Annotated in this window: 17 protein-coding genes, 1 tRNA gene and 1 pseudogene; 10 read left to right on the top strand and 9 right to left on the bottom strand. The window is 32.4% G+C overall.

What is annotated here, in order from left to right; all coding sequences use genetic code 11:
• Nucleotides 1-192 precede the first annotated feature (192 nt).
• The 4 genes from NFRAN_RS09095 to NFRAN_RS09110 all read left to right on the top strand — a co-directional run bounded on the left by NFRAN_RS09095 (nucleotide 193) and on the right by NFRAN_RS09110 (nucleotide 5,641).
• A complete protein-coding gene (locus tag NFRAN_RS09095) occupies nucleotides 193-687 on the top strand; it encodes a 4Fe-4S dicluster domain-containing protein (protein ID WP_134484696.1) in 495 nt (164 codons plus the stop codon).
• A 258-nt stretch (nucleotides 688-945) separates the two neighbouring features.
• Nucleotides 946-1,146 (top strand): hypothetical protein, encoded by a 201-nt coding sequence (locus tag NFRAN_RS09100; protein WP_134484697.1) that lies wholly within the window; start codon nucleotides 946-948, stop codon nucleotides 1,144-1,146.
• A gap of 263 nt (nucleotides 1,147-1,409) precedes the next feature.
• A complete protein-coding gene (locus NFRAN_RS09105) occupies nucleotides 1,410-2,240 on the top strand; it encodes an adenylate/guanylate cyclase domain-containing protein (RefSeq protein WP_134484698.1) in 831 nt (276 codons plus the stop codon).
• 713 nt (nucleotides 2,241-2,953) lie between these two features.
• Complete coding sequence (locus tag NFRAN_RS09110) at nucleotides 2,954-5,641, top strand: hypothetical protein (protein WP_134484699.1); 2,688 nt, start codon at nucleotides 2,954-2,956, stop codon at nucleotides 5,639-5,641.
• A 665-nt stretch (nucleotides 5,642-6,306) separates the two neighbouring features.
• On the opposite strand, the gene NFRAN_RS09115 is transcribed toward NFRAN_RS09110, so the two are convergent.
• Nucleotides 6,307-7,242 carry an IS5 family transposase gene (locus NFRAN_RS09115; RefSeq protein ID WP_134484700.1) on the bottom strand — a complete coding sequence of 312 codons (936 nt, stop codon included), beginning with the start codon at nucleotides 7,240-7,242 and terminating at the stop codon, nucleotides 6,307-6,309.
• 236 nt (nucleotides 7,243-7,478) lie between these two features.
• On the opposite strand from NFRAN_RS09115, the gene NFRAN_RS09120 reads away from it, so the two are divergent.
• Nucleotides 7,479-8,186 (top strand): hypothetical protein, encoded by a 708-nt coding sequence (locus tag NFRAN_RS09120; protein WP_134484701.1) that lies wholly within the window; start codon nucleotides 7,479-7,481, stop codon nucleotides 8,184-8,186.
• Between the two features lie 67 nt (nucleotides 8,187-8,253).
• Here the strand turns inward: NFRAN_RS09120 and NFRAN_RS14475 are convergent.
• Nucleotides 8,254-9,220 (bottom strand): annotated as a pseudogene (locus NFRAN_RS14475) (McrC family protein).
• A 761-nt stretch (nucleotides 9,221-9,981) separates the two neighbouring features.
• Between NFRAN_RS14475 and NFRAN_RS09135 the strand changes: the two are divergent.
• Both NFRAN_RS09135 and NFRAN_RS09140 read left to right on the top strand, forming a co-directional pair.
• The gene (locus NFRAN_RS09135; RefSeq protein ID WP_134484704.1) at nucleotides 9,982-10,593 is read left to right on the top strand and encodes a DDE-type integrase/transposase/recombinase; all 612 of its coding nucleotides are present in this window, start codon (nucleotides 9,982-9,984) and stop codon (nucleotides 10,591-10,593) included.
• A 442-nt stretch (nucleotides 10,594-11,035) separates the two neighbouring features.
• A complete protein-coding gene (locus NFRAN_RS09140; protein ID WP_134484705.1) occupies nucleotides 11,036-11,395 on the top strand; it encodes a hypothetical protein in 360 nt (119 codons plus the stop codon).
• Between the two features lie 414 nt (nucleotides 11,396-11,809).
• Here NFRAN_RS09140 and NFRAN_RS09145 read toward each other — a convergent pair whose 3' ends face one another.
• Nucleotides 11,810-14,494 (bottom strand): bifunctional DNA primase/polymerase, encoded by a 2,685-nt coding sequence (locus NFRAN_RS09145; protein WP_134484706.1) that lies wholly within the window; start codon nucleotides 14,492-14,494, stop codon nucleotides 11,810-11,812.
• 469 nt (nucleotides 14,495-14,963) lie between these two features.
• On the opposite strand from NFRAN_RS09145, the gene NFRAN_RS09150 reads away from it, so the two are divergent.
• Nucleotides 14,964-15,827: a hypothetical protein gene (locus tag NFRAN_RS09150; RefSeq protein ID WP_134484707.1), complete on the top strand. Its 864-nt coding sequence runs from the start codon at nucleotides 14,964-14,966 to the stop codon at nucleotides 15,825-15,827.
• Here NFRAN_RS09150 and NFRAN_RS09155 read toward each other — a convergent pair.
• From NFRAN_RS09155 to NFRAN_RS09165, 3 genes are all read right to left on the bottom strand, one after another.
• Nucleotides 15,824-17,170 (bottom strand): hypothetical protein, encoded by a 1,347-nt coding sequence (locus tag NFRAN_RS09155; protein WP_134484708.1) that lies wholly within the window; start codon nucleotides 17,168-17,170, stop codon nucleotides 15,824-15,826. The two genes, NFRAN_RS09150 and NFRAN_RS09155, sit on opposite strands and share 4 nt — an antisense overlap.
• Before the next feature lie 62 nt (nucleotides 17,171-17,232).
• Nucleotides 17,233-17,307: transfer RNA gene (locus NFRAN_RS09160), tRNA-Arg, on the bottom strand.
• Between the two features lie 264 nt (nucleotides 17,308-17,571).
• Nucleotides 17,572-17,787, bottom strand: coding sequence for a hypothetical protein (locus NFRAN_RS09165; protein ID WP_134484709.1), 216 nt, complete (start codon nucleotides 17,785-17,787; stop codon nucleotides 17,572-17,574).
• A 667-nt stretch (nucleotides 17,788-18,454) separates the two neighbouring features.
• Between NFRAN_RS09165 and NFRAN_RS09170 the strand changes: the two genes are divergently transcribed.
• Entirely contained in the window at nucleotides 18,455-18,865 is a 411-nt protein-coding gene (locus tag NFRAN_RS09170; RefSeq protein ID WP_134484710.1) for a RidA family protein, read from the top strand.
• 595 nt (nucleotides 18,866-19,460) lie between these two features.
• On the opposite strand, the gene NFRAN_RS09175 is transcribed toward NFRAN_RS09170, so the two are convergent.
• Together NFRAN_RS09175 and NFRAN_RS09180 are read right to left on the bottom strand one after the other, a co-directional pair.
• Nucleotides 19,461-20,093: a hypothetical protein gene (locus NFRAN_RS09175; RefSeq protein WP_134484711.1), complete on the bottom strand. Its 633-nt coding sequence runs from the start codon at nucleotides 20,091-20,093 to the stop codon at nucleotides 19,461-19,463.
• A 552-nt stretch (nucleotides 20,094-20,645) separates the two neighbouring features.
• Complete coding sequence (locus NFRAN_RS09180) at nucleotides 20,646-20,918, bottom strand: hypothetical protein (RefSeq protein WP_134484712.1); 273 nt, start codon at nucleotides 20,916-20,918, stop codon at nucleotides 20,646-20,648.
• A gap of 518 nt (nucleotides 20,919-21,436) precedes the next feature.
• On the opposite strand from NFRAN_RS09180, the gene NFRAN_RS09185 reads away from it, so the two are divergent.
• A complete protein-coding gene (locus NFRAN_RS09185) occupies nucleotides 21,437-22,420 on the top strand; it encodes a hypothetical protein (RefSeq protein WP_134484713.1) in 984 nt (327 codons plus the stop codon).
• Between the two features lie 260 nt (nucleotides 22,421-22,680).
• Here NFRAN_RS09185 and NFRAN_RS09190 read toward each other — a convergent pair whose 3' ends face one another.
• A complete protein-coding gene (locus NFRAN_RS09190; protein ID WP_145988067.1) occupies nucleotides 22,681-23,496 on the bottom strand; it encodes a class I SAM-dependent methyltransferase in 816 nt (271 codons plus the stop codon).
• Between the last annotated feature and the right edge of the window lie 417 nt (nucleotides 23,497-23,913).

Consider the following 23,913-nt stretch of genomic DNA (forward strand, 5'->3'; position numbering starts at 1 on the left):
AGCCATAACCATTTGTATCAAATTGATCAAAGTTACAGTATAACAGGAAATCTAGAGCCAAAAGATCCAAAAAAGATAACTAGATTTAAATCATCCAACTTTTATAAAATTTATTTCAGTTAGTTAATTGCTGTGCTTTCTAAATAACATTCTATTGTAGTACATTATAAATTTTGTTACAAATACGTACATATGCCAATAGACCCAGAGTTTCCAAAGAATCATAAAATTATAGGAAAACATAAAAACGCAGATGGAAGATTTCATTTTGTTTGGGGTCCTGGGAGGACTGATGCTGAATCCTCCGAAAACGCAGATGTTCAAGATGCGTATAAGCAAAGAAACGAAGAATACGTAGGTCTAGGAGTGCATGGAACATTTGTAGCACTGGATTGGGATTCATGTATTGCTGATGGAGCTTGTATTGAGGCATGCCCTGTACAGGTGTACCAATGGTACAGATCAGAACAAGACGTTCCTGCCATAGAGATGACCAATACTACTAGTGAAGGAATAGGTGAGGACCGCAATAGAGAAGGAAGAAAAGATTATACAGATAAATCAGACCCAATAAGAGAAAGGGATTGTATTTGGTGTATGGCATGTGTGACCGTATGTCCCACCAATTCTATCAAAGTAGATGAAGCCAATTTAACGATACATGATGAGATGTCAAAAAAGTTTTAGCTGATGTATCCATACAAAACAATTTTAATGTTTGATATTATATTATTCAGGGAAAGTGATCGATCTTTCTTCTTTTAGAATCCGAAAAATAAAATGACATTACTGAAAAGTACCTTTAAAATCAAGGGACATTTAAACGAGAAACAGAAGGGAAAATATGCTACCTATACAGAGAATCGCAGATAAGTATGGGAATATATTATTTGACCATTAATATTAGATTATAACAGGAGTTATTTTATCCCAAGGGAGTAGCATATGTTACGAGATAAAATTTCAATAAAGAGAAATATTCCAATATCAAAGATGACTGGAGGTATGATATCTCTTTTAGTAAATGATTTTCTTGTGCGTGATAAAAAATATTATTCAGTACATTACAAATTAATTCCCTATTTAAGGAAAAGGGTCTATCTGGATTATGGAACCGTTCTAAGAGAAACAAGTGCCAAGAAATAAATCAAAAGATTTATGACTCAACTTATTCGCCATTAATCCTTGTGGTACGACCAATTATTTAACTTCAGGCTAAGAATAGATACCATTTCTTTGTTTATCTCAAAATTTCGTTAGATTTCAAGAGAAAGAAAAGAAAAATGATTAACATGTTACGTTACTATACCATATGTCATAATTAGATTAATAATTAATTTAGGATATAATAACATATGCAAATACAATCATTTCTTAAGTTATTATAGGATAATGTCATATATAATAAATTGAGGAAAATTAATATCGAAAATCAAAATAATTATCCATTTATATTCACAAAAACAAAGGAAACTTCCAATGAAATTAACTCTAAAAAAAGTTTAGAGTTTAAAGAAGACAATGTTTTAGACTTTAGAACACTTTGCAATTTGCGAAAAGGTCGGCTGGAAAGTGTACTGGGTGAAAGATATGAATACAATACATCTATCGACAAAGGTCAAAGATTCTTACTTCAACACGTCAATTCCAAAATTCATCTTGTCATAATGTATGCCGATATGGTAGGCTCTACCAAAATGAGCATGACATTACCTACCGAGAAGGTCGTCACTATCATAAAAGCATTTTCTCATGAGTTATCCTCAGTAATAGAAAGTTACGGAGGTTTTGTTTTAAAATATGTAGGCGACGCTATTATAGCCTTTTTTCCTTCAGGATTTAACAAGTATCTTATTTGTGATAGAGCATACCGTTGTGCTAATTCAATGCTGTCAACAGTAAGAAATGACATCAATCCTGTCTTTCGTAGACATGGTTATCCAGTGTTGCAGATTAAAATAGGTATGACTGAAGGAGAAAGTGTTGTTATCCAATATGGAAAAGATAACAGTTCTCAAATAGATTTAATAGGCTACGTTATGAACGTTACTGCCAAAATAACATCAAATACACTTCCTAACGCGATTTCTGTCGGAGGAACCTTTTATTCGCTATTACACCCTAATTCACAATCCGACTTTAAAAAAGTTCCCTTAGACGACAGAGATTGGAAGTATATTGACAAGCATACAGGCGAGTCATACAAAGTATATTCTACCAAACGTCCAGAAATCAAGTAGTCCCGCGTAACAAAAGGACAGTACGCTATATAACAAACATACAAAAAAATTAGAAACTAAACTGCACATGATAGAGATAAATAATATTTGATTTTTTTTAATTACTATAGATTGGAATGATTATTTTAAATATTCTGTTAATAACCTGTAAACTCCTCTATCTTGATCATTTCTTTGGAAATTTTTAATTCTTCCTGTAACAAAAATTGAGTAGCCTTTAACATTCCTGGATGACCAGAGGAGATTATTATAAGAATGTAAACTTGAATAATTTAATGGAAGTTAAAGGTTTTTTAAATTTAAAGATTTTTTATTCAATAATTTAAATTGGGCGCAAGGGGGTTTGAGTCAGATATGTAGTAGGGCTCAATAGCACAATGAACTTTTGGTGGGACGACGAAAACATCAGTATTAGAAAAATTAGACCAAATTATTAAATATAGACATATTTATAATTGATGATAAAAAAGATTATGAATCAAAGTCTCCTTCAAATTTCCTTTCCAACAATTGTGTAACTTTATTTATCTATCTAATAAGCTCCCGCCCATTCAATACAATGAATTCGTTCTATCCTCATTACCGTGTCAAGGATGTCACCGAGAGTGAATTTTTAAGATTCATAAATTAGGAATTGGACTAATTATAAAACAAGAAATTATGGCGATAGGATATAAACTATATATTTGTTCTAGAAGCAACCGTCATTACTAATGATTCATGATCTTAACAAGCTTGGACATGAAGATTTTGAAAAGCTTGCACAAGCCTTGGTTCAAAAAATCATATCTCCTTCTGCCAAAATATATGGGCGTGGAAGGGATGGAGGGAGAGATGCTGTTTATACAGGAACGGCACTGTATCCGTCCCCAGTAGAAAAATGGGATGGGCATTGGATATTTCAAGCTAAATTTCATGACATTGGTAGATTAGGTCAAGACCCTGCACGTGATGCATTATTAAAAGAAATAGAAACTGAATTAGAAAAAATAATCGTCAAGAACAGTCTTCCATGTGATAATTATATTATGATAACCAATGTTAGCCTTACTTCCACACTCGGATCGGGAACTAGAGACATTTTAGAAGGACTGTTTAATAAATTGAAACCAAAATACAAAATAAAAAATATCGATATATGGAGCGCATCGGAAATAGAAACATTTCTTATTAATTATCCTGAGATTACCAAATCATTCTATGAATTAAGACAACCACTAGATATTGCAAATGAAATAGTTGTAGGATTGAATAAGAATCAATTAGAAGTATCATATACAGTCATAGACTTAAACGGTAAACCTGCAGTAGAAGTATATGAACTCTTGTCTAAACTACTGAACGTTCAAAATCAAATAAATCGACAGGAGATTCCGTTTATCATCCCCGAAAGATTGGAGCATTTGTATGAAAACAGCTTATTGTTCTTACATGGTAGAAGTGGAATAGGTAAATCAAGAACTTTACATGAGGTAACAAAAAAACTCATGAATGAAAAAAAGACTATTTACGTAATCAATCCCTATTCAGTCAGTAATTCATACATTAGATATGAAGGTCTTTGGTCAATACTATCAAGAATAGGTCCAGATGATGTTCTTGTATGGGATAACTTTCCTAATGGTTTACTTCAAAGGAACCCCGAAACAGGAAGATCCTCATTGGATTTAATCGGTTCAAGAAAAGTGAATGCAATTATTTCGTTAAGTCCTTTATTTCCTGAAAACTATGTTAATTTTGTGGAAATGATTCCTGATATTCATATTCACAAAATTGAGTTTTCTTCAAGAGAAATTAAGCAATTAATTGAGGCCTACGGTCTTAAGCTTAATCCATTTCGAGAAATATATAAGAATCATATCGAACAAAACCTTGAACAGATATCTGAAATTCTATGGAAAAAGGAACCATCACCTCTATTAGTTTTAGAATATTATAAACAGGTATTAAATACAAGTAACAAGCTATCAGATCCGTCACAAGCCATCAAAATTGCGGAAAATTTGGAAACTCCAGGAGAATATTTTGTAAAACAATTCAAATATTTGAAAAAGAGCTCGGAGAACAAGAACGACATTCATTTTCTCTATACCCTAAAGTTTTGTTATCAACTAGGGATAAGCCGCGAATTATCTCGATTGGATACAATTCAAAAAAATCTTTTTGGGACAACATATCCCCTTGAACCTCTACAAACACTGGATTCTTGGATCTATTTATCGGGCCAATATTATTCCTTACATGACCTAGCATTGGAATCAATAGAATTGACTAGAGATATCCTGCTCAAAATAATCCAGTATCTGACGAAGGAACCCACAATTATGATGGATAGTGATGATTCTCTTTATCTAGGCGGAGTTTTTGTTGGCACGCACGTTCAATACTTGCTACCTGTTAATGAAGAAATTTTCCTGCCCCCTAGTTTTGATATTTTGATGAAGGGTGTAATTTCTTTGAAAGAAAAAACGATTGAAATGGTGAATTATTGTAACAAAAATAATATTACCATGCACGACCCAGAATTCGCAAAAATGATGGCGGATTTTGTTAACAATAATAGGAGGGACTATTTTGGTCTAGGGTTAGGTAAGGGTCTAGCACAATTTTTGGTAAGTTCGGACGAAAACACCCGTTCAAAGAACTGGAAAAAACTTTGTGAATTCATTGATCCATATTATGAGATTAGCTATGGATTTGGCCAACAAATAGGAAATGTTTTCAAATCGGTCAGATCCATAGAGAAGGCTGAAATTTGGGATCGTTTAGTTGATTTATGCAAAATCAATGGAGGTTTTGCTTCTGGATTGGGAGAATCAATGAGCAATTTAATAGAGTTCCTCAATGAAGATGATTTAAATCAGATTGAAATGGTTTCATTTAATAATCCAGAGTTTTTACCAAATTTTTCTCTACATTTAATGATCCGAATTCAATCATATGAAACAGTTTATTTGAAAGATCATCTAACCTACCTTCTAAATAATAATCCTAAATTCGCGAATTTGTTCAATAATATGTTCAAAAGGGAATACGATAGTCTGGATAAAGAAGATCAAACACAAATTGCAAATGAACTAGAGACTCATGACATGATTACTATCATAAGGATTTACGACATTGTATGCGATTTCTGTGGCGAACTAGTTTCAACACAGGGTTATTCCGAACACATGAAAAAAAATCATTCTGAAATTTTAGATGAAATAATTCAGGAGCAAGGGGAGTATGAGAAGTGCAAATACTGTGACGAAGTAGTCAAAATTGATTTTAACGATCTTATCCGACATGCGGGTGATAAACACTATGACACTTTACCAGCAAAACTTAAATCCTTTTATAATGAATGGAAAGCTTCAGGCTTTCCTCGGATGCAGAGCGATCTAACGAAATATTTTTGACAATATGCATCAATTTTCTGTCCATAATATCGTGGGGCCGAAATTTTTCGGAGATATATGAGATAAACTTCTCTTAAGAGGATCAACATACTGACCTTGAAAACTAAATAAATTCACTTAAAACGGTCATTAAGATAATCCTTAAATATGAATTATAAAAAATAATTGAATTCAGAAAATCTACAGAATATTCCAGGACTACTGGCATACATATGGCGATAAATTCTGAATTCGATTGAAAATCTCCCATGGAGGAAAACAATTTCGCAAGGATTTTGAAATCGAATCAACTAGGAAGATTCAAGAGTTGATCAATCTACTTTAAAAAATGATTGACAAGTAAGCAAGATATTACAAATTATTGGTCAGTAATAGTCTCCCTTTCTAGTCTTCACAATTTAATTACGAGGTCTAATACAAAAATCATAAAATTGATCTGATGTTTATGGCTATATAGAATTTCCCATTCTTACATACCGTTCTACTTTACTGTTATTACACTATAAAAAATTGAGCGAAAGGAATATGAAATTTTTACCTGATAAAACTCCTTGCAAGTATCTTCATGAAAATCTGAAGAAATATTATTATTCGAATTGTTTTTGAAAAACCTTTATGCTTTGTTTCCTAATTCCTTGTTCTTCAATCAATCCCTTTCCCATTCTCTATAATCTCCTAAACAGGTTGTAGAGTGACACTTTTATCATCATCTCCTTTACCATGTTATCAAACTTGGTGGCTGATACATACTCACCAAATATTCTCTTTATTGTCGAAAAGGCCGTCTCAGCCATCCATCTATGTCCGTACTTTCTTTTCTTCTTCCATTTTAGTAGATCCACCTTTGTTTGTTGTATTACTTCCTTGTTCCTCAACCTATTGTTTTCAAGAGAAACAACAGAATTCTTCCTTACCTTTATACCAGGCGTGATCCCCTTCTCCTGAAGATATTGAAAGTTAGCATTGGAATCATAGGCTCCATCTCCTAAAGCAGATTTTATCTTTATTACCATCTTGCTTGATCCTCTAGTTGTTGTTGTGGTTGTGGTGGTGGAACAATCCAGAACTTGGTTGACCAGTTTCTTTAACACCTTACCATCATGTACCTTCTCATCTGTTACATCCAGAGCAAGTATTTCCTTGGTCTTTATATCCACAGCAACATGAATCTTGAGGTAGCCTTTTCTGTTTTGTATTTTCCACTTCTTATCCATCCACTGACCTCTGTTGGTTACCTTGATACCAGTACTATCTATAGAAACTATGATGTAATCTTCGTTATAATCAACTGTCTTTTTTCTCTGAATGTCGATGTTTAACTTGTTGATTCTTTTACAGATATGACCATAACTAGGTGGTTTTTCGGGTAGCCTTTTTCCTGTGGCCTTGATTATCCCTTCGGTTTGCCTGTATGGTAACTGCAAGGAGTAACGTATGTAACCAATGACCAAGATGAAAGAATCTGGGAATGTAAATGGTTTACCTATCTTACCTTCATTCATCCTATCGAGTTCACAATCCCAACCATCGAGAAAATCGTATGAGAAAAGTATCTCTCCACGTCTTACAAGTGATCGGTTATAGGAGGGCCAATCTATCACAAGTAAATAATCTGTGCAATCCCAGCTAAATAGGCTGAGTTAGGCGACAACGCAAAACCTTTAAATTAAAAACTTCATAATTAGGTAATTTTTAAATACAATATCAAATTGTATTCTAGTTTGATGTTCTGAAATTTGCTACTCTTTTCCACATATGGTAAGAATATCTTAATACTAGGATTGCATGACGACCAGAACATAAAAAGCTAAATGCTTGCTCATCTAAAACAACTACATTGTCAAGAAATAAGGGAGATAAGGATTATACTAAAACTGAGAAAGAGATCCTCATTTCTATGATTAATGATTATCAGATGTTTAGGTTTACTGATGTAGAGATTATGGATCTGTTATCACAAAAATTAGGTAAGAAAATAGGAAATACTACTTTCTATCGATTAAAGAAAGTAGCAAACAAAAGAAAAATTAGCTCGGTACAATGGCTAGATAACTTTGTAAAATTTGGGTTGTTGGATTTCTACAAGGAGAGACTAGAAGAAATGATATTGGTTCAAAACTTATTGATAAAGGAATATCTGAAAGAAGCTCATAAGAAAGATGATGTGAATAAAGATAAGTATCAAAATAAACTCCTAATGAATCAACTTGCAAAGACGATTAGTGATAATTCCAAGATCATGTCAGAAATTGCAGTCGGCCCTGCTACTATGGCGAAATTGCTTTCAATAATCCCTAAACAACTTTTGGAAGGGGATATATCATGTGTTGAGAACCATTTTAAAAATATGGATAAAGAAGAAAGAATTTTGTGGCCAGGGGGGTCAAGTGAAAATCAAGCATTAGATAATCCTGAAAAAGTAGACCCTTCTAAAGCTCCAACTGCTATATTACCTGCTATAGAAGTCCCAGTAAACAGTAAATCAGATAAAGATTCAAATCTCGATGAAGAAGCAACAGCCCAAGGTGACCAGCCAATATTCTAAGAATTATATAATAGACCTATGACTAAGACATCTAGTTAATTTTCTTTTATCCGTCTTATCTAGTAGATCATAGAAATAATTCCATGATGCATCTCTCTACATCATCCACGAACGTCTTACATTTTTCTTTGAACTCCTCAAAAGTGTTACCAGTCAAATCGATATTCTTGAGTAATATTTTGTATCTACTAGATAGCAAAGTTCTTGAAAATGGTGCTTCAAAGTATTGAGGATAAACGAGTATGCCTGTGGAAACATTTAACGAAATACAGTATATCCACATTTGATTCAAATCATCATCCTTTATTGATGTCTTGTATTTAGTATCAAGAATCAAAACAATTATGCCTTTTTTCTTGACTATGATATCTGGTCTTATTAATGTTCTTTGTTCTTCATCGATATGTCTGTTAAAGTCATTTTTTACAGAGTCCCTTTTCTTTAAGGTTTGATTCAAGTAATCTATAAACAAATTTCTCAAATAACTTGTCCATATCGACTAGAAATGATGAAAATTTTACTTCACCTCTTTTCTCAACATATAGCGAGCTATTTGAAATTACCAGATCGCAAAGAGTAACTATTGTACGATAATGAAATGTGAGTTTATCAAATATGATAGTTGGAAATTTAGAATAAGAGATCAAAGAAACAGGTTCAAAATAATGTAACAACCTTTTTGCTTTTCGATACAAATCAGGGTTTGTAAAGTATATTTGAGATAGATGATACAAAGTATATTTTATTATTCTATTTTCAACGGTATCTGGACCAAAATCAGAATATCTGCAATACATTTTGTTTTTGTAGACCAGATTGTATTTCAAATTCTCTTTGATTAATATTCTACCTTTGACATAAGAAAGATTCTCCTCGGTATCATAGTATTTTTTGGAAATTCCTTTTCGACATAAATCTTCTACTCTTCTTAACAAATCAGCAACAATTAATTCAAACATGATATTCTCATTCTCCTTTTGGTAAGAAAGATCTTGTTTTCTAAAATCGATTATTTCAATAACAGTAGATAACATATATGAAAAGTTTAGTGGATTTACCTTTTGAATTGGGAAAAAAGAGGTATAGTTCAAGTTGTATTACTAACCACAAGTTAAAATTTCAACTTGTTTTGACAGTTCTTGATTAACTGTCAAATTACTGTCATTTGTAGATAATTCAGTTTTCTTCTTGATTTGTGCTCATTTAGTTACCAGATTAGGGTCTGATTTGACGGTTTGACAGTTCTGACGGTAGTTTGTAAATTACTAGGAAAATGAATAGACGGTCTTCATTGTTCTGTTTTTCCTCTAAACAACTAGATCACTCCAGTCATCATAGCATTTTTAAAACAACTGTCAAGACCGTCAAACTGTCAAAAAACACTAGATTATTGAAAATACATGATTTTCCTTCACAAATATATCAAACATTTCAAAAATCAAACAATATCGATTTGACAGTTCTTTGACAGTATGACAGTAACTGTCAAAATAAGATGAAAAGAATTCAAAACTCATGTGACATAATACAGTTTGAATCATCGTCCTTCTTTATCCCATTCAAGTTTTTAGACTTAGGATTGTCTACAGTGCCAGGAGATAAGAAAACATGCAATCCAATAATTATTAGACTCTATTTCAATTCTGCTCGTGTATGTATTAATCCATGTATGTAAAAGTTAAGGCAAATCTGAATTTGTTAAATAGATCTTAGACAGGTTATATTAGTATTAATTCCAAATTAGGCTCTGTTAACTTAAGAAAATGATATAGCTTGAAGATGCTCTATTTCTGATATGTTCAGTAAAAGAAACAGAACATCTTCGTTAGATATTGACCATGCTTTGTATTTGTATTTTCTTGGTTTATCAACTAGAAGTGTTTCCAAAGCAATATTTCATATAAACAAGGTGAAGAGAAGCCATGTTGCAATTTGGAAGTGGATTCAAAAGTATAAACCACAGAAGATATCGATCAAAAAGAAAAGGATTTCAGAATTTATCATAGACGAGACGTTGATCAAAGTTGGACCAGAGTACATTTGGTTATGGGTTACAATTGAACCGGAAAATAGGCAAATTCTCGCACTATCCATCTCTAAGGAAAGAAACATGTTTGTAGCAGAAAGGTTCCTTGATAGTTTGATTAAGAGTCACGGAAAACACTGTGTATCGACCGATGGTGGAACATGGTATCCTCAAGCCTGCCGATTCCTGAAACTAAGACATCATATCCATTCCTCTCTAGAGAAAAGCCTGATAGAAAGGACTATGCAATACATCAAGGACAGAACGGAAAGTTTCGATGATTACTTTCCATGTAGAATAAAGAATTGTAAGTTGAAGCATATACGAAACTGGCTGAATCTGTTTGTCAACTATCATAACAAGGAGCTGATCAACGCTTAAGTTAACAGCGCCCCAAATTATGAGATATCGGATCTCTCCATAGCAAGAATTTATTTTGGTATATTTTCTTATAATTTAACTATATCAAAGGAGATCTTTTGGATAATTATTAGATCTTTTAGGACTAATATTTCCTTGACTAATAAACAACAACATTAATCATTTCTCAAATGTTATTCTATTATTACGAATTATCCAAGTAATTCATAGATAACTATTTTAACCCGACTTAAAAAATAAAATTCTAGTTTTATGATTAAAACTGTCGATGAACATACTGTATCAGAAATTATAATAACAAAAAGACTTTACGAAGAAATCCATGATAATATTATAAACGGTATCATTAAAAAAATTAAAGGCTGCAGGAAGAATTATCGAATTTGATTTAGAAATTTCTGCGGGGTTGTTTACTTAAGCTGTAGATGAATTTGGAAAATTATTGATATTAGAGAGAAGCCAAAATACCAAGAATAGGGATATCAAAATTCTATATAAGAATCAATTTACTAACCACGGATACAAGTTTACCATTGCGTTTGATTATTTTAACGAAAATAATCTCGAAGATTGTATGACCATAAATAATGAAGGAGATTATTCTATCCATGATTTTTACTGGAAGGATTTTCATGTTGGACTATTAGCTGATTTTAATAGTCGATTATTTGTTTTTTATTCCGATTTTGAAAGGTATTATGATAATTCAAATGAATACAAAATAGTAAAAATGGAAAAGATCGATAAAGAATTTCTGGCAAATGCAATAAAGCGGCTATTGGATCTGGTAACAAAAATATAACTTTTGATCATACGTAGTCTCGTTTCTACTTAAGAAGTAAACAGTATCTAGAATTAATAACTATCAAGCATGGCCGGATTTCAAAAAATAACTTCCTTAAACTGCTATTAACCATTAAAAAGTAGATTCTTTAATAGTCTGAGCAAGTAAATTTTCGTATAATTGATTAGAATGTAAACTTGATGATTTTCCTACTGCTTGTATATCCAGAAGAGCAGATAATTCTATTGACACCCAAATACTCACCCATTTTAGATATACCTTATATTGTCTAATTGTATTTTATTAGACAACGTATTTTAGAGCTTATTTCGGAATGAAATTAAATATTCTACTAAAAAAATAACCTCATCAATTTTACAATGAATAAAGGGACTCATCAACTGTCAATTATTTTTTAGCAATTTCCTAATTTTAAAGTCGTTGGCCACTACAGATATGACTTTTCATCAAATGGATATCACCTACTAAGGGACATAAGTGACATTCAAAGTTATCCGAATAACCTATCCTGTGTATATTGGGATGGAATTGACTGCTATCTTTTCGGTTAGACGATTCTAAAATATCCTTTTTCATACTGACATTACACCTGCTATTTTTTCTCAGGTTATGAACTTTGATAATTCTGTTTCCATGATTATCCCTTTCTCCGGTTATCACTTCAATACCTTTTTCTTTTAGATTATTAGCAAAGCTATTTAGTATAGATGTTAATTTGTTTGATGCTTTGGGCCATTCTTTGCTTCTTTTTAATTCTGGTTTTATCTGGTCTATTATGTCTGTTAGCTCTCTGTAGAGTCGAGTGGGACTACCTTCCCAATATTCTTTTTCCATTTCAAACATAAATAACAATAATGCTTCTGCAACTGGAGAAGATTCTATTACTTCATCATTTTGATTGGCAATATTATCATAATAGGCATTCAGGAATTCATTATCTTCATAACCCAAACACCTGGAAATAATTTCACCCCATTCTGCAAAATCAGCCATTCTGGGATAGCCATTTTTTAGAATCTGTTCATTCGTATGTTCCTGTTTATATTTTAACACTTTGACCAGCATATCAAAAATGAATCCTAAAACTAAAGGTTTTAACTCTTGAAATTCCTTGTTTATTTCCTCCTCTTTTCTTCTTTTTTCCTTTTCTATTCTTTTTACCTCTATAATTAAAGATCTATCAAGAAAATCTGCTCTTGTTGAAGCCAGATTAATCCCATTAATCCCAATACACCTTTTATACTTGTAGATGAAATCAGTATCAGTTGTGTATAATGCCCTCTTCATATTACCCGAGCCAGTTACAGCTCTACATAACAAATCAGAAACCTCGTCAGAAATGTAAGAAACATTATCAAAAAAATTTACATAATGGTGATCCAAAGTTTGAACCAAATCGTTGATTTGTTTAGGAAATGAGAACGTATCAATACTGCCTGGATCAACAATCTCTTTTATCATTCTAAATGTGGTGGTCTTTGCTCCACCCCCTGTTCCTCTAATAATCAGAATTACTTTGGGAATATCTGGGATGAATAAGGATACAAGATAAACTGAAAATAGTAGAATATCATTTTTTGATTGAAAGTTGAATAGCTTTAAGAATTGCTCAAAAATATCCTTTGCATATGTTTTTGATGGATATATCTGTGGAGAACTATTATTTTCGTATCTTTTAAAGATAGGTTCTTGGTTATCCGCGACGATTTTCCATCCTTCATCTGCACATACCTTAACAATCTCCCATTTTGGTGTAGTCAGATCATAACAGAAAATATAATTGTTATTTTCCTTGTCCTGGTCTTGATCTAACTTTGCTACTCGTAAACTCAAATTAATTCTTCTTATGTGGTCATCAAACATTGATTGAGATTCGATTAGTTTCAAAACTCCATCTAATTTTTCATCGCTTATCAGCGTCCCTGTTTTATCAAAAAATTCTTTTCTAATAATACTTTTAAATCTATTACTCTGCAAGGGTATAGATTCAATATGATCATTTATCTTTATACCGACATAGAATACATTAATTTGATCTTGGAATATTTCAATGCTTCTTTCCTTTATAGAGGATATTAAATCTGGAATTGATATTTGTGGTAAACCAGTTTCAGATTCCTTTTTTTCAATAATTGAATTTACCTGTAAGAATTTCTTGCTACATGCCCATTGATATTCAAATTTTGAATCATCTAGTGGAGGTTTGCAATGTTTCTGATTCCACTCATGACACATGTCTTTAATTTTCTCTTCTGAATAAATACCTTTGAGTCTTTGAATTAAGGATTCCATGATTCTCATCAACGCTTCACTTCTGTTATTGTTCTCATAAATCTCAAAATCTGTCTTGAATAACTCCTCAATTGGAGTTTTATCATCATCTCCATTCCCTCCTTCATGTTGTTGTGATTGAAAACTATATTTAGCATAGATTTGATTAATTCTGTTTTCTAATTCTTGGGATTGTTCTGCATTCAATACAGCTGGAACTCTTGTTCCAATAATTTCATATCTAGATCCATCTTTATGAAAAGAAGGAGAACAAAACATTATACCATGTTTACCTTCTGATTTAACTTCAATAGCAGGAATAATTTCAGAATCTGATCTATTCTTTGAGCTGTTGCTACCAATTCCAGATTTCTTGGATAAGGGTTTTTCTACTATAAAATATACATGGGCTTTGTTCCTATTGTCAGGATGCCACTCTGCTAACGTCTTTTCTGCCAGTTTTTCTAAAGAATTATTTTTACCCCATTGACTCAAAAAATTGTCTATCCCACTCTTATTGTCTATGTCTATAGCACACAAGTATTTTCCTTCATATTTTCCCCTCCACACTCTACCTGTTACAATTGCGCAACCATTGATATATTCGCCATTTCGTTTTTTCTGTTCATATTCTACATCAGACATTGAGTTGTTCTGCCACTGACCCCAATCCTCAAAAGTCTTCTTGATCCTAGTGTCAGAACCGATGATATTTACTCCTATATTGTAAAACCAAAAATCAGTATCTATATCCATATCTCTCATCATGATTACATATGTTAGAATCTCTTGAACTGGTCCTCTCAAGGCTGTATTCCTTACCATATTCCAAAAATTGACTACAAAGTACGAATTTCATAATTTTTTACCCCCTGTTTTTGCATGAATCCATCAATGCAGTATGAACATAGATTTAAAATTAGATTACCAAAATGTTCCGTAGATATTGTTATTCTTGTACTGGCCTTTCTTGAACAACCAATATATTCGCAAAGTTCAATATTATCAACTAGATTTTTGTTGCTTTTCCTATACTCATTCAATTCCATTTTATTCAACTCCTTCCCAATTCAGCTAATGCGTTATGTACTCAAGTTATGGTAGTTTTCTGAATTTTTATTTTGTTGTATCAGGTTTTTTATTATTTGGTCATACGTTTGTTTTTTATTTCCAAGTTCTACGAGCGCATCTCTCGTCTTTTTTTCTATTAGAATAGTAGTTTTTCCCATACATACAATACAGAATTATATATAGTTATATATGATGATATACTACTATACGACACTATACAGTTATGACCGATTTTGTAACAATTGAGAAACAGGAATACGATAATTTATTATACTATAAAAATTACGTTGAGGAAAGAGACGCTAGGCTGAATATCATGGCCCTTCAGATTGATAATATAAAAAGAAAGTTAGACCTAGATAATTATGGCAAACCTGAAGCAACGGAAGATAACCTTTCTCAAAGACACTTGGATGTTTTACAAATCTTAAAGTCAAATCCAGGTTGCAATAAACAATTCATCGTTAATTTCCTTGATGGAAAATATTCTCGGGTAACAGTCTTCAAATTGCTTGATGATCTAGTAAAGTGGAATTTAATAGATATAGAGAGAGAAAAATTGAATAGTCAAAATCTTAAATTATTTCTCAAGGATGAGGACTTGCAGATTGGATTAATAAAAGATCTAGACTTGTTCGAAAGGTCCTTTTTTGAACTGACATATAAGATCAAAAAGGAAAACGATAGATTGTTATTATTTGAAATACTGAGAATATTTTTTGATTTTATTAGCTTGTCCTTCCTTATTTCTTTTATCAATTGGACTCATGAAATAAAGAATAAGAAAATCCTTTATTATATCAATAGATTGACATTTGAAAAATTATTAGGATTTCAATCAAATCTTATGATAGAACTCGAAGGTATAGATCAATCCATATTAAAAGATTTTTTGAATTTCATTTCGGAAAATCAGTTGCGATTTTTGTCTTTAACTTCGTATTCAAATTGTTACAATAAGTTTAAAGAAAATAACCTAGGTCATGAGATAGCAGTTATACTCGATTTTCTTTTTGACTTGAGAAATAAATTGATAGATGACCTTTCTTTTCGACAAATTGGCAAGTGTCAAGATAATATATTTTAAAATTTATTCTCCAATGACTCTCGCTTGATAAAAGCTAAACCAGGATTCTGTTGAATCAAAGATAGGATCTTGTTAAATTTATTATCCATATCAGTCTTCAGGGTGGCCATATTCCTGTCATGCTCCTGTCTGAGTCTATCTATTTTTTCGTCCTCTGACCTCTTAATTTCGTCGAAAGCTTCTGGAACAAGCGGATAAGAGCAAGATGAACAATACTTATTTTCTATTGCATTAACCAATTCACATCTAGGGCAGTTTGCTACTGACGGTTTCCTATTAGACATTTCTTCTGAAATGATTCCATTATGTTCTAATATTTTGATTTTTAATTCGTTACCCATTCTCTTCTTTATGTAGCGAGCGCCTTGCTTTGAGTTCATACTCCATCGAACCTTCTTCTTTAAGGCGTATTCTGGAAGGTAGTCAGAATCATACGAGATCGATGAATGGCGTATGCAATATGGATTCCATTTCTTTATTCTAAGTAAATAGCGAATCTGTTCTAATTCCTTGGAATCAGTAATTTCATTATAGTCAATTAACCTCTGAATTCTTTTCTTAAGTTGTCTCATTACGTCATATATTTGGTCTGGTCCAATAGATGACCCAGTTAGCAGATTGCATATTAACCTTGCTTCAGGTTCGTTTTTGAAAGGGTGCTCATTTAACCAATCTCTTACATAAGGAAAAGAGAACGTAAGTAACATGGGACCACTACCAGTTTTTGCTTCATGTGGTATTTCCCCCTCTCCATATTTTTCCTTTAATCTAACGTGTTTGATTTTTAATAATGTGATCTCGTGAGGTCTTGCATCTAAATCCCATAATAAAGATAGAATTGCCTTGTTCCTTTTGTATGGTTCATATTTTATTATTGTAGTCAATTCATCTCTATCCCAAATCTCTGTTTCCAAATAAGGACTTAGTCTCTTTGTTCTTTTCATTTTTATGTTGATAAAATCTGGTGTATTCCAGGTGTCATACGATTTTGCATTTATTCCTTTATCTCTAGCATTATTTAGCCATCGGTAGAAATATTTTAATCTCCAAAGGTAATCATTCCATGTAGTGATCCATTTTTTATCTGGATCATCCTTGTCAGATTTTCTTTTCGAATCTAGGAAATTTAATATTTGTTCTTTTTCTTGAATCTGATAAAAAGTTGTATACACTCCTATATATTCTGCATATCTTATCAGGACCTTAAGTAATCCATTCTGATAATTTTCAGAAGTGTCAATAGTTTTTAGGTATTCGTAAAATTCCTTTATTATTTGTCTATTGGTCTGATTTGCTACTTTGACGTCTATATTTTTGATTGTTGTGATTAACTTAGCGGGCAACTATGACCTCCTTTCTCCTATTGTTATGTGTGACGCAGAAATATTTGAACCCATGTGAATAACGGGCCCGGTGGGCTTCGATCCCATGACCTGCGGTTCCGAAGACCGCCGCGATATCCTGACTACGCTACGGACCCTCTTTTTCTTTATATTGATATGGCAGTTATATAATTTGCCATGCTACAATGATAGATAATTACTGAAGATAAGTGGATTTATTCATATATTCCGATAACTATCTTTAACATGTCCTGTTCTTTCTTAAAACTAACGATGAAAATAGACATATCATGATATTTCTTTTTATAAGAACCTGGTCAAATGTTGTAAAATGATTTAGAAGGTAAATAAAAAAGGTTAATTGAACAGCAATGCTATTTTTACTAACGATGCACACGTATCTACATGGAATCTGTCGAGTTTCCAGTGTTGGCTTCGGCCGTTGCGTTTCCACCACCATACGTCGCATTACCTCCACCAGTCATATTAGAAGATCCTGTCTCCTCATCTGGTGGTAGAGTCTGAGCAAATGATGGTTGCGCGGCAGTAAACGTTGCAGCTACTAGAGAGGCTGTTGCTAATATGCTAGCTATTGCAAATAAGTATATTTTGTTCATGCGTTTTGTTATCTAATTTTATTTCATATAGCTATTATCATAAAATATACTACAAATTTGTTATACTAGGTTTATATACTTTATTTATTATTCTTATCTTCTCACAATCGTACATCGTGATGATGGAGAATATGTTACCAAATATGATAATTATTACGGAACATTTGTCTCACACCTTCTCATTCTTATTTTACCAACTATGCTGAAATCTCTTGTTAGCTGCAGTATTCAAATATGGTCATCTCTTAATAACAAATATTTTAATCTATAACACTTGTGAATAACCAATAAATTAGAGAAATGGAGAAGCTGGTAAGATGAAAACTAATCCCGTTTCAGATGAGAAAAAGTTGTGTAAACAGTGTTCTCATCAAAGACAGGATCATATCTATGATACCAGTGATCAAGGTAATGATCTAAAATGTAAATTCACTAATTGTAAGTGTAATCAATTTGTTGAATGGATGTAACAGAATTCTATAATCTTGTTCCAATTCCAGGATTTAAGAATAATAAAGCCATTACAACTCATGCCGATTGGATCTTAAAAATTAAATTTAATCTTTCTATAGATACGTAATTAACTTTTATCCTCTATTACTGGAATTTTCCTTGTATTTTTGTAACTCTAATAAAACTACTTAATTAGGAATATGAAACGTAGAACATGAGACGCAATGTTTCATCTGGAACAAAATGGGAATTAGAAGTTGGATACTCTCGATTAGTCAAGATTGGCCCAATGATATTTGTATCAGGAACTGTTGCAGTAGATGAAGATGGGGATATTGTAGGGTTAGGAGGTTCGTACACCCAAACCAAATACATAATTCAGAAGATAGGTCGATCATTGGAACAAGTGGGTGCAAATCTGTCTTCAATTGTCAGAACAAGAATCTTTACCATCTCTATTATTGAATGGAGGAACATTGGTAGAGCTCACGCTGAATTCTTTAAAGATATAGGTCCCGTAACAACAATGGTAGAAGTTAAGAGTCTCATACAACCAGAATTGATAGTCGAAATGGAAGCTGATGTCTTTCTTTTCGAAGCCGTGAATGAATGGAACGGTTTTTGAGATGATGACTGGCATTTAACGTATTAGATAGTAATTTCGAATTTGAAAATAGTCCTGGTATTGTGAAATAGTCGGTCTTAATTCTTTATATTGATATTTCAATTTTATCATCTGATTATCCGATACAGGATCTTATCCCCTTTATTACAAAACTCTGGTACTATTAAGAAGATATGGGTAAAATTTATGTAACCAAATGCAAATAACTTTGGGTTATTCTTGAATAGTTTATAATAGTTAATTGTCCCTGACCCTAATGGTTAATTTATATGGTTCCTAATCTTTTTCTTTGCCTTACTTTATTAGTAACGATATTGTTCCAAAATATTCAGTGCAAATAGAATCGTATATTATTGTTTTTATAAAATAAGATATAATGGTTGAATATCTTTGTTCATAGCAATCGCAAGTCAGTGACATGACATCAATTTGCATTGAACAATTAATTAATTAACTTGATTGTGAGATAATATTTGACAAAAAGGAGTAGCTTGAGGAATAAGTACTTCTTCCACTAACTAAGATAATATAATAAACTCCTTACTTGTCCTAATTGTCTGACAGAAATTAGATGGTGTTCATATCTAAAATAGATCTATTTTACCATGACAGTGCCTGACATCCAAGGATGAAGTACACAGATATAGTAGTAGGTGCCAGGGTTTTCAAAAGTTACAGTGAATGAGGTAATTGGCGGTGCACCTGGCGGAACTAGGCCTACCGGAAACATCCAGCCGGAATTAACATAACTTTCATTGCCTACAAAAGAATAATTCGAGTTGGGTTGAAGGTATGTTATATCTGTCCTGTTGTTGTCAATAACAACAGGGGAGGATGCTCTTAGGTTGTCCACTATTACTAGTTTATTGTTTGGATTTGAGTCGTCGGATATAATCGTTGGTTCTACATTTGGAGAGGGTACAGCAGGAATAAATTCAGTATCGTTTGAAACACTAAAGGGTGCAACTAAGGGTGGAATCATCTGCTTATCTTTAATAAACGTGACTGTGTGAGGTTCTACCACACTCATTGTGTTGGTCCATGTAACATTTTCACCAGCATTGATAGTTACATTTTGTGGGATAAATTTGTCCCACCTCTCACCATCTGCTCCAGCACTAACATTACTTGAAATGGCATTAGCATGTTCATAGTAGAGAGCTCCAATCACTAGAATATACGATATTGCAATCAAACATGAATAAATGCTTATACTACTATATTTCACGGTCTTTTCATGCCATCAAAATATATAAGAGATCCTATACTCGGTTAATTGTGTTTTGATATCTATTAAATCCATCCATCCATCCATCCATCCCATGAATTCATAATATATTGGAAGTAGCAGGAAGGAACTATTCAAATACTATTTCCACAATCTCTTTTGATTTGACATTAATCCGATCAAAATATTATCGCAGTAGCTATAATATCAGATTCATTCTAATCGATATCACACCACTTAACAATCTATCAAAATTACTTTTATTATTACTATTATTCTTATTTCATTCATTAAGTAGATCATCCACCTATATCTATACCTCTAAAATATCAAATTTCTATTACTTGGAATTAAGGTTTGTTAACCTCAAAGGCGTTTGAATCTCTAATTGATGACATTGCAACCAGCATCAAATGCTCTATTGAACGGTAACAAACTGTGTGATTTTGTTTTTCTTCAATATGTAAACATTACAGGCAAGAATTGCTCTTTGTTTCATCAAGTTTTGTAGTTCAAAGATCACAATGCCTTGAAACAACTGACAAAATTAATCTAATCTGTCGCTTTCAAAATGGATAGTATTTCATCTACTTTCTCTTCCAGATTCGATAGGCGATTATTAATTTTTTGAATTTGAGCAAACACTATCTCTCTCTTTTTATACTCGGGTGATTGATTAAATACTCGTTGTCGAACTTCCATCTGTTCCCTTTCGATATCACTTGCTTGAAGGTTACGATCACTTTCAAACCCTAATGACTGTTTTTGATCTTTTGTAATCCCGTTTAGATCATTCTTGTTATTCCTGTCAATTTCGTTTATCATTGCTAACAATCAAAGAGAGTGATGATAAAAGGCTTTCTTCCACTTTATAGCATACTTGGATAAGATATTATGGTGATCTCTTGTTGATATCTGTTAATTCTAAAAACAACTTAAAAAGATATATAACAATCGCATTAGTAATTGCACCTATTTGCAAATGATTACTATTTATTTATATCTTACAATTTGCTAATTAAATATTAAGTGAACCAATAACGAGATGAATCGCATCAAGGTAACGATCTACATCGCTCATCTATCAAATTTGCTCTGATCCGTTTATATATTTGATAGGTAGATCGCTACCTTTAGGTTACTTAAACTTGGTTAATGGTACATGTACAATAAAATGTGACATTTGGAATCGTTTTTTGTGCTTATCTTATCTTGAATTATGGGTAGATCTTTCTCTCTATAAAACTAATATGACTTCTATCGTAAACAACACAAAGTCTATAACTAACTAGTAGTCATGATCCGTAAAAGCTTTAATACATAATATGGAAAAATCCTTGATATTGGATGATTCAACATACCAGCAGTTAAGGAAATCAAAATTTTATCATCCTGAGGTGACAGAAGTCATCTATGATGTTGATCAGCTAGAAGGTATGATTGCAGGAGCCATAAACGTAGTTGAGAAGGGGTTTGATATGGTGTGGGATAAAATGATGTTTAATTTTCACTTTAATCTTTTACATGAAGGATATGAAGCAATGGAAAGATTAATCGATGAAAAAAACCTAAAGATAAGGTTAATAGTTGAAGCAGTTCCAGAAAATATTGAACAAATAAAGTCAATACCTAACTACGAAATAAGACACTTGGACGATATTAGAAGTAATTTTGGAATTCTAGACAACCGGGCCTATGTCGTTTCCATATTTCATAAAGGCAGCCCAAAACCACAGCAAGTATTCTTTAGTAATTCACGAGCATTGATAGATAAACAACAAGCGCTGTTTGATCAGTTATGGGAAATTGCTATTCCTCTTGAAAAGCGTATAAAACAATTAGAAACGCATGAAGGTTCAAGATCAGATAGAATCATATTAAATTCAGATGAAATAGAGGATGAAATTATCTCCTTAATTAACAAATGCAACAGGGAATTAATTATATTCTCATCCATTCACATCTTTAAGCATTTTATTTATTCCAAAAATATTTGGAAGTATTGTTCAATATTACTTGCGAGAAATGCAAGAATCAAGATTTTAGTTGACAGTTTTGATCCTGATTTACTTTATAATGTACAATTGATAAACCAAAAGACTAAAGGTAATCTTATTCAGTTAGAATATTCAGCGAAACTTGAAAGCCTTAATGAATGTTTGATTATTATCGACGGGAGTCAATTATTGCGGATAATCCATGATCATCGTAATATCCACCCTCCTCTGATCGCATCCTCTACATCAGATAGAAATTATGTTCTCGTTCAAGAAATTTTGTTTGAAAAGTATTGGAACGAAATCAATAATCTCACCATGTTTGGCTAAACCACATTTGTATCCTAAATTAGTAAAAAGTTCTTGGGTGAGTTATTCTATATCCTATCAAATAGAAATATGACTTTTTTAACTATACTTCCAAGTAATTTGTATTTTACATATTTGATTTTTGGTTATTGGAAATAGTTATTTGATTTCTATTACTCTATCGCGGCTGTCAAGTGTACCATCAGTAGTATATACATTAAATAAAGATCAATTTAGTAACGATGTTAGACATGAACATAAATAATAACCTGTCAGTGATTTTATCGTCTTGCTATTGTTATTAGATATCCTAACCTCAATTCGTTATGCAAAATATATCGCTTCAAAACCTTGGTGTAGTCGTCTCTAAATGATCTTATCTTATTTTCATTATTCTGTTTTTTCAATTCTGTCATCACTTTAATCATAAAACCCGACTTGGTAATTGTGTCCTGCCAGTAATGATTTGGACTCAAAACCGGAATCTTGATTGTATCTCTTTCAAAATAAATTTCTCTGATACCCGGTAATAGTCGTTTCACTTTATCAGTAACTCCCCAATTATATGGAGAAAACGCCTCAGAAGATGCAAATGGGTTGTATTTGGAAACAACCTCTGATAACTTTCCAACAGCGAGTTCTGGCGGCCAACTTGTAATACCCAATCGCCCTCCTTTCTTTAGAACCCGTACTATTTCCTTTCCTGCTAATTCTTGATTTGGTGCAAAAATATGGCCAAACGTTGATAGTACAACATCAAATGTCTCATCTTCAAATGGTAGGTTTTCTGCATCACCTTCCCTCCAATCTATCCCATCAATGTAAGCTGTCTTCTCTTCCTCCTTTGCCAATGCCAAAAGCTTTGGTGTAATATCCATTCCGGTTACCTTTGCACCCTTAAATCGTGCAGTTATTGAGGTATTGCCATACCCACATGCCACATCTAACACCAATTCATTTGCTTGTAATCCTACAAGTTCAGTCAAACGGGCCGAAACAGGAGGAAAAAACTGACCTCTGTTCCTATAATCTCCCATGCTCCAAATTTCCTTGACAGCTTCTTTACTCGAAATCACTCTTGATTCTATATCGACCAATAAGACAAATATAAAACTAAAAGTCCGTAGATTATCAAAAAGCTAACTATTATTGGTTAGTAAAATTGATATTTTTATTATTAGAATCTGTTTTGTCCCTCTAAAGATAGATAAAATCTCATCTTGATACTGTCAAAATCTTAATTGAATGATTGACTATCTTTCTTATATCAATACCAATATGATACATGATTGGGTTCATTGCCTTTCTATTGCAAAAAAACTATTAGTTCGGTTTACATGCAAATTTTTTTCCTTTTAAATATCCCCTAATGTATATACATGCCTAATCGGAATAATAAAAACCCACGTCTTTTTTTTGACTGCTTGAAGAATTTGCATACTTTATTTAAGAAGAAAAATTAGAGTTGCAGGAACATAAAGTAGTAACGCTTGATGCCTTTTAGTATCTGTAGA

It is taken from the genome of Candidatus Nitrosocosmicus franklandus, from assembly GCF_900696045.1.
Lineage (GTDB): Archaea > Thermoproteota > Nitrososphaeria > Nitrososphaerales > Nitrososphaeraceae > Nitrosocosmicus > Nitrosocosmicus franklandus_A.

Coding starts and splice junctions, on each gene's coding strand:
- NFRAN_RS09095 (WP_134484696.1), top strand. CDS start 193: ATGCCAATAGACCCAGAGTTTCCAAAGAATCATAAAATTATAGGAAAA.
- NFRAN_RS09100 (WP_134484697.1), top strand. CDS start 946: ATGTTACGAGATAAAATTTCAATAAAGAGAAATATTCCAATATCAAAG.
- NFRAN_RS09110 (WP_134484699.1), top strand. CDS start 2,954: ATGATTCATGATCTTAACAAGCTTGGACATGAAGATTTTGAAAAGCTT.
- NFRAN_RS09135 (WP_134484704.1), top strand. CDS start 9,982: ATGTTCAGTAAAAGAAACAGAACATCTTCGTTAGATATTGACCATGCT.
- NFRAN_RS09145 (WP_134484706.1), bottom strand. CDS start 14,494: ATGGTAAGGAATACAGCCTTGAGAGGACCAGTTCAAGAGATTCTAACA.
- NFRAN_RS09150 (WP_134484707.1), top strand. CDS start 14,964: ATGACCGATTTTGTAACAATTGAGAAACAGGAATACGATAATTTATTA.
- NFRAN_RS09165 (WP_134484709.1), bottom strand. CDS start 17,787: ATGAACAAAATATACTTATTTGCAATAGCTAGCATATTAGCAACAGCC.
- NFRAN_RS09170 (WP_134484710.1), top strand. CDS start 18,455: ATGAGACGCAATGTTTCATCTGGAACAAAATGGGAATTAGAAGTTGGA.
- NFRAN_RS09180 (WP_134484712.1), bottom strand. CDS start 20,918: ATGATAAACGAAATTGACAGGAATAACAAGAATGATCTAAACGGGATT.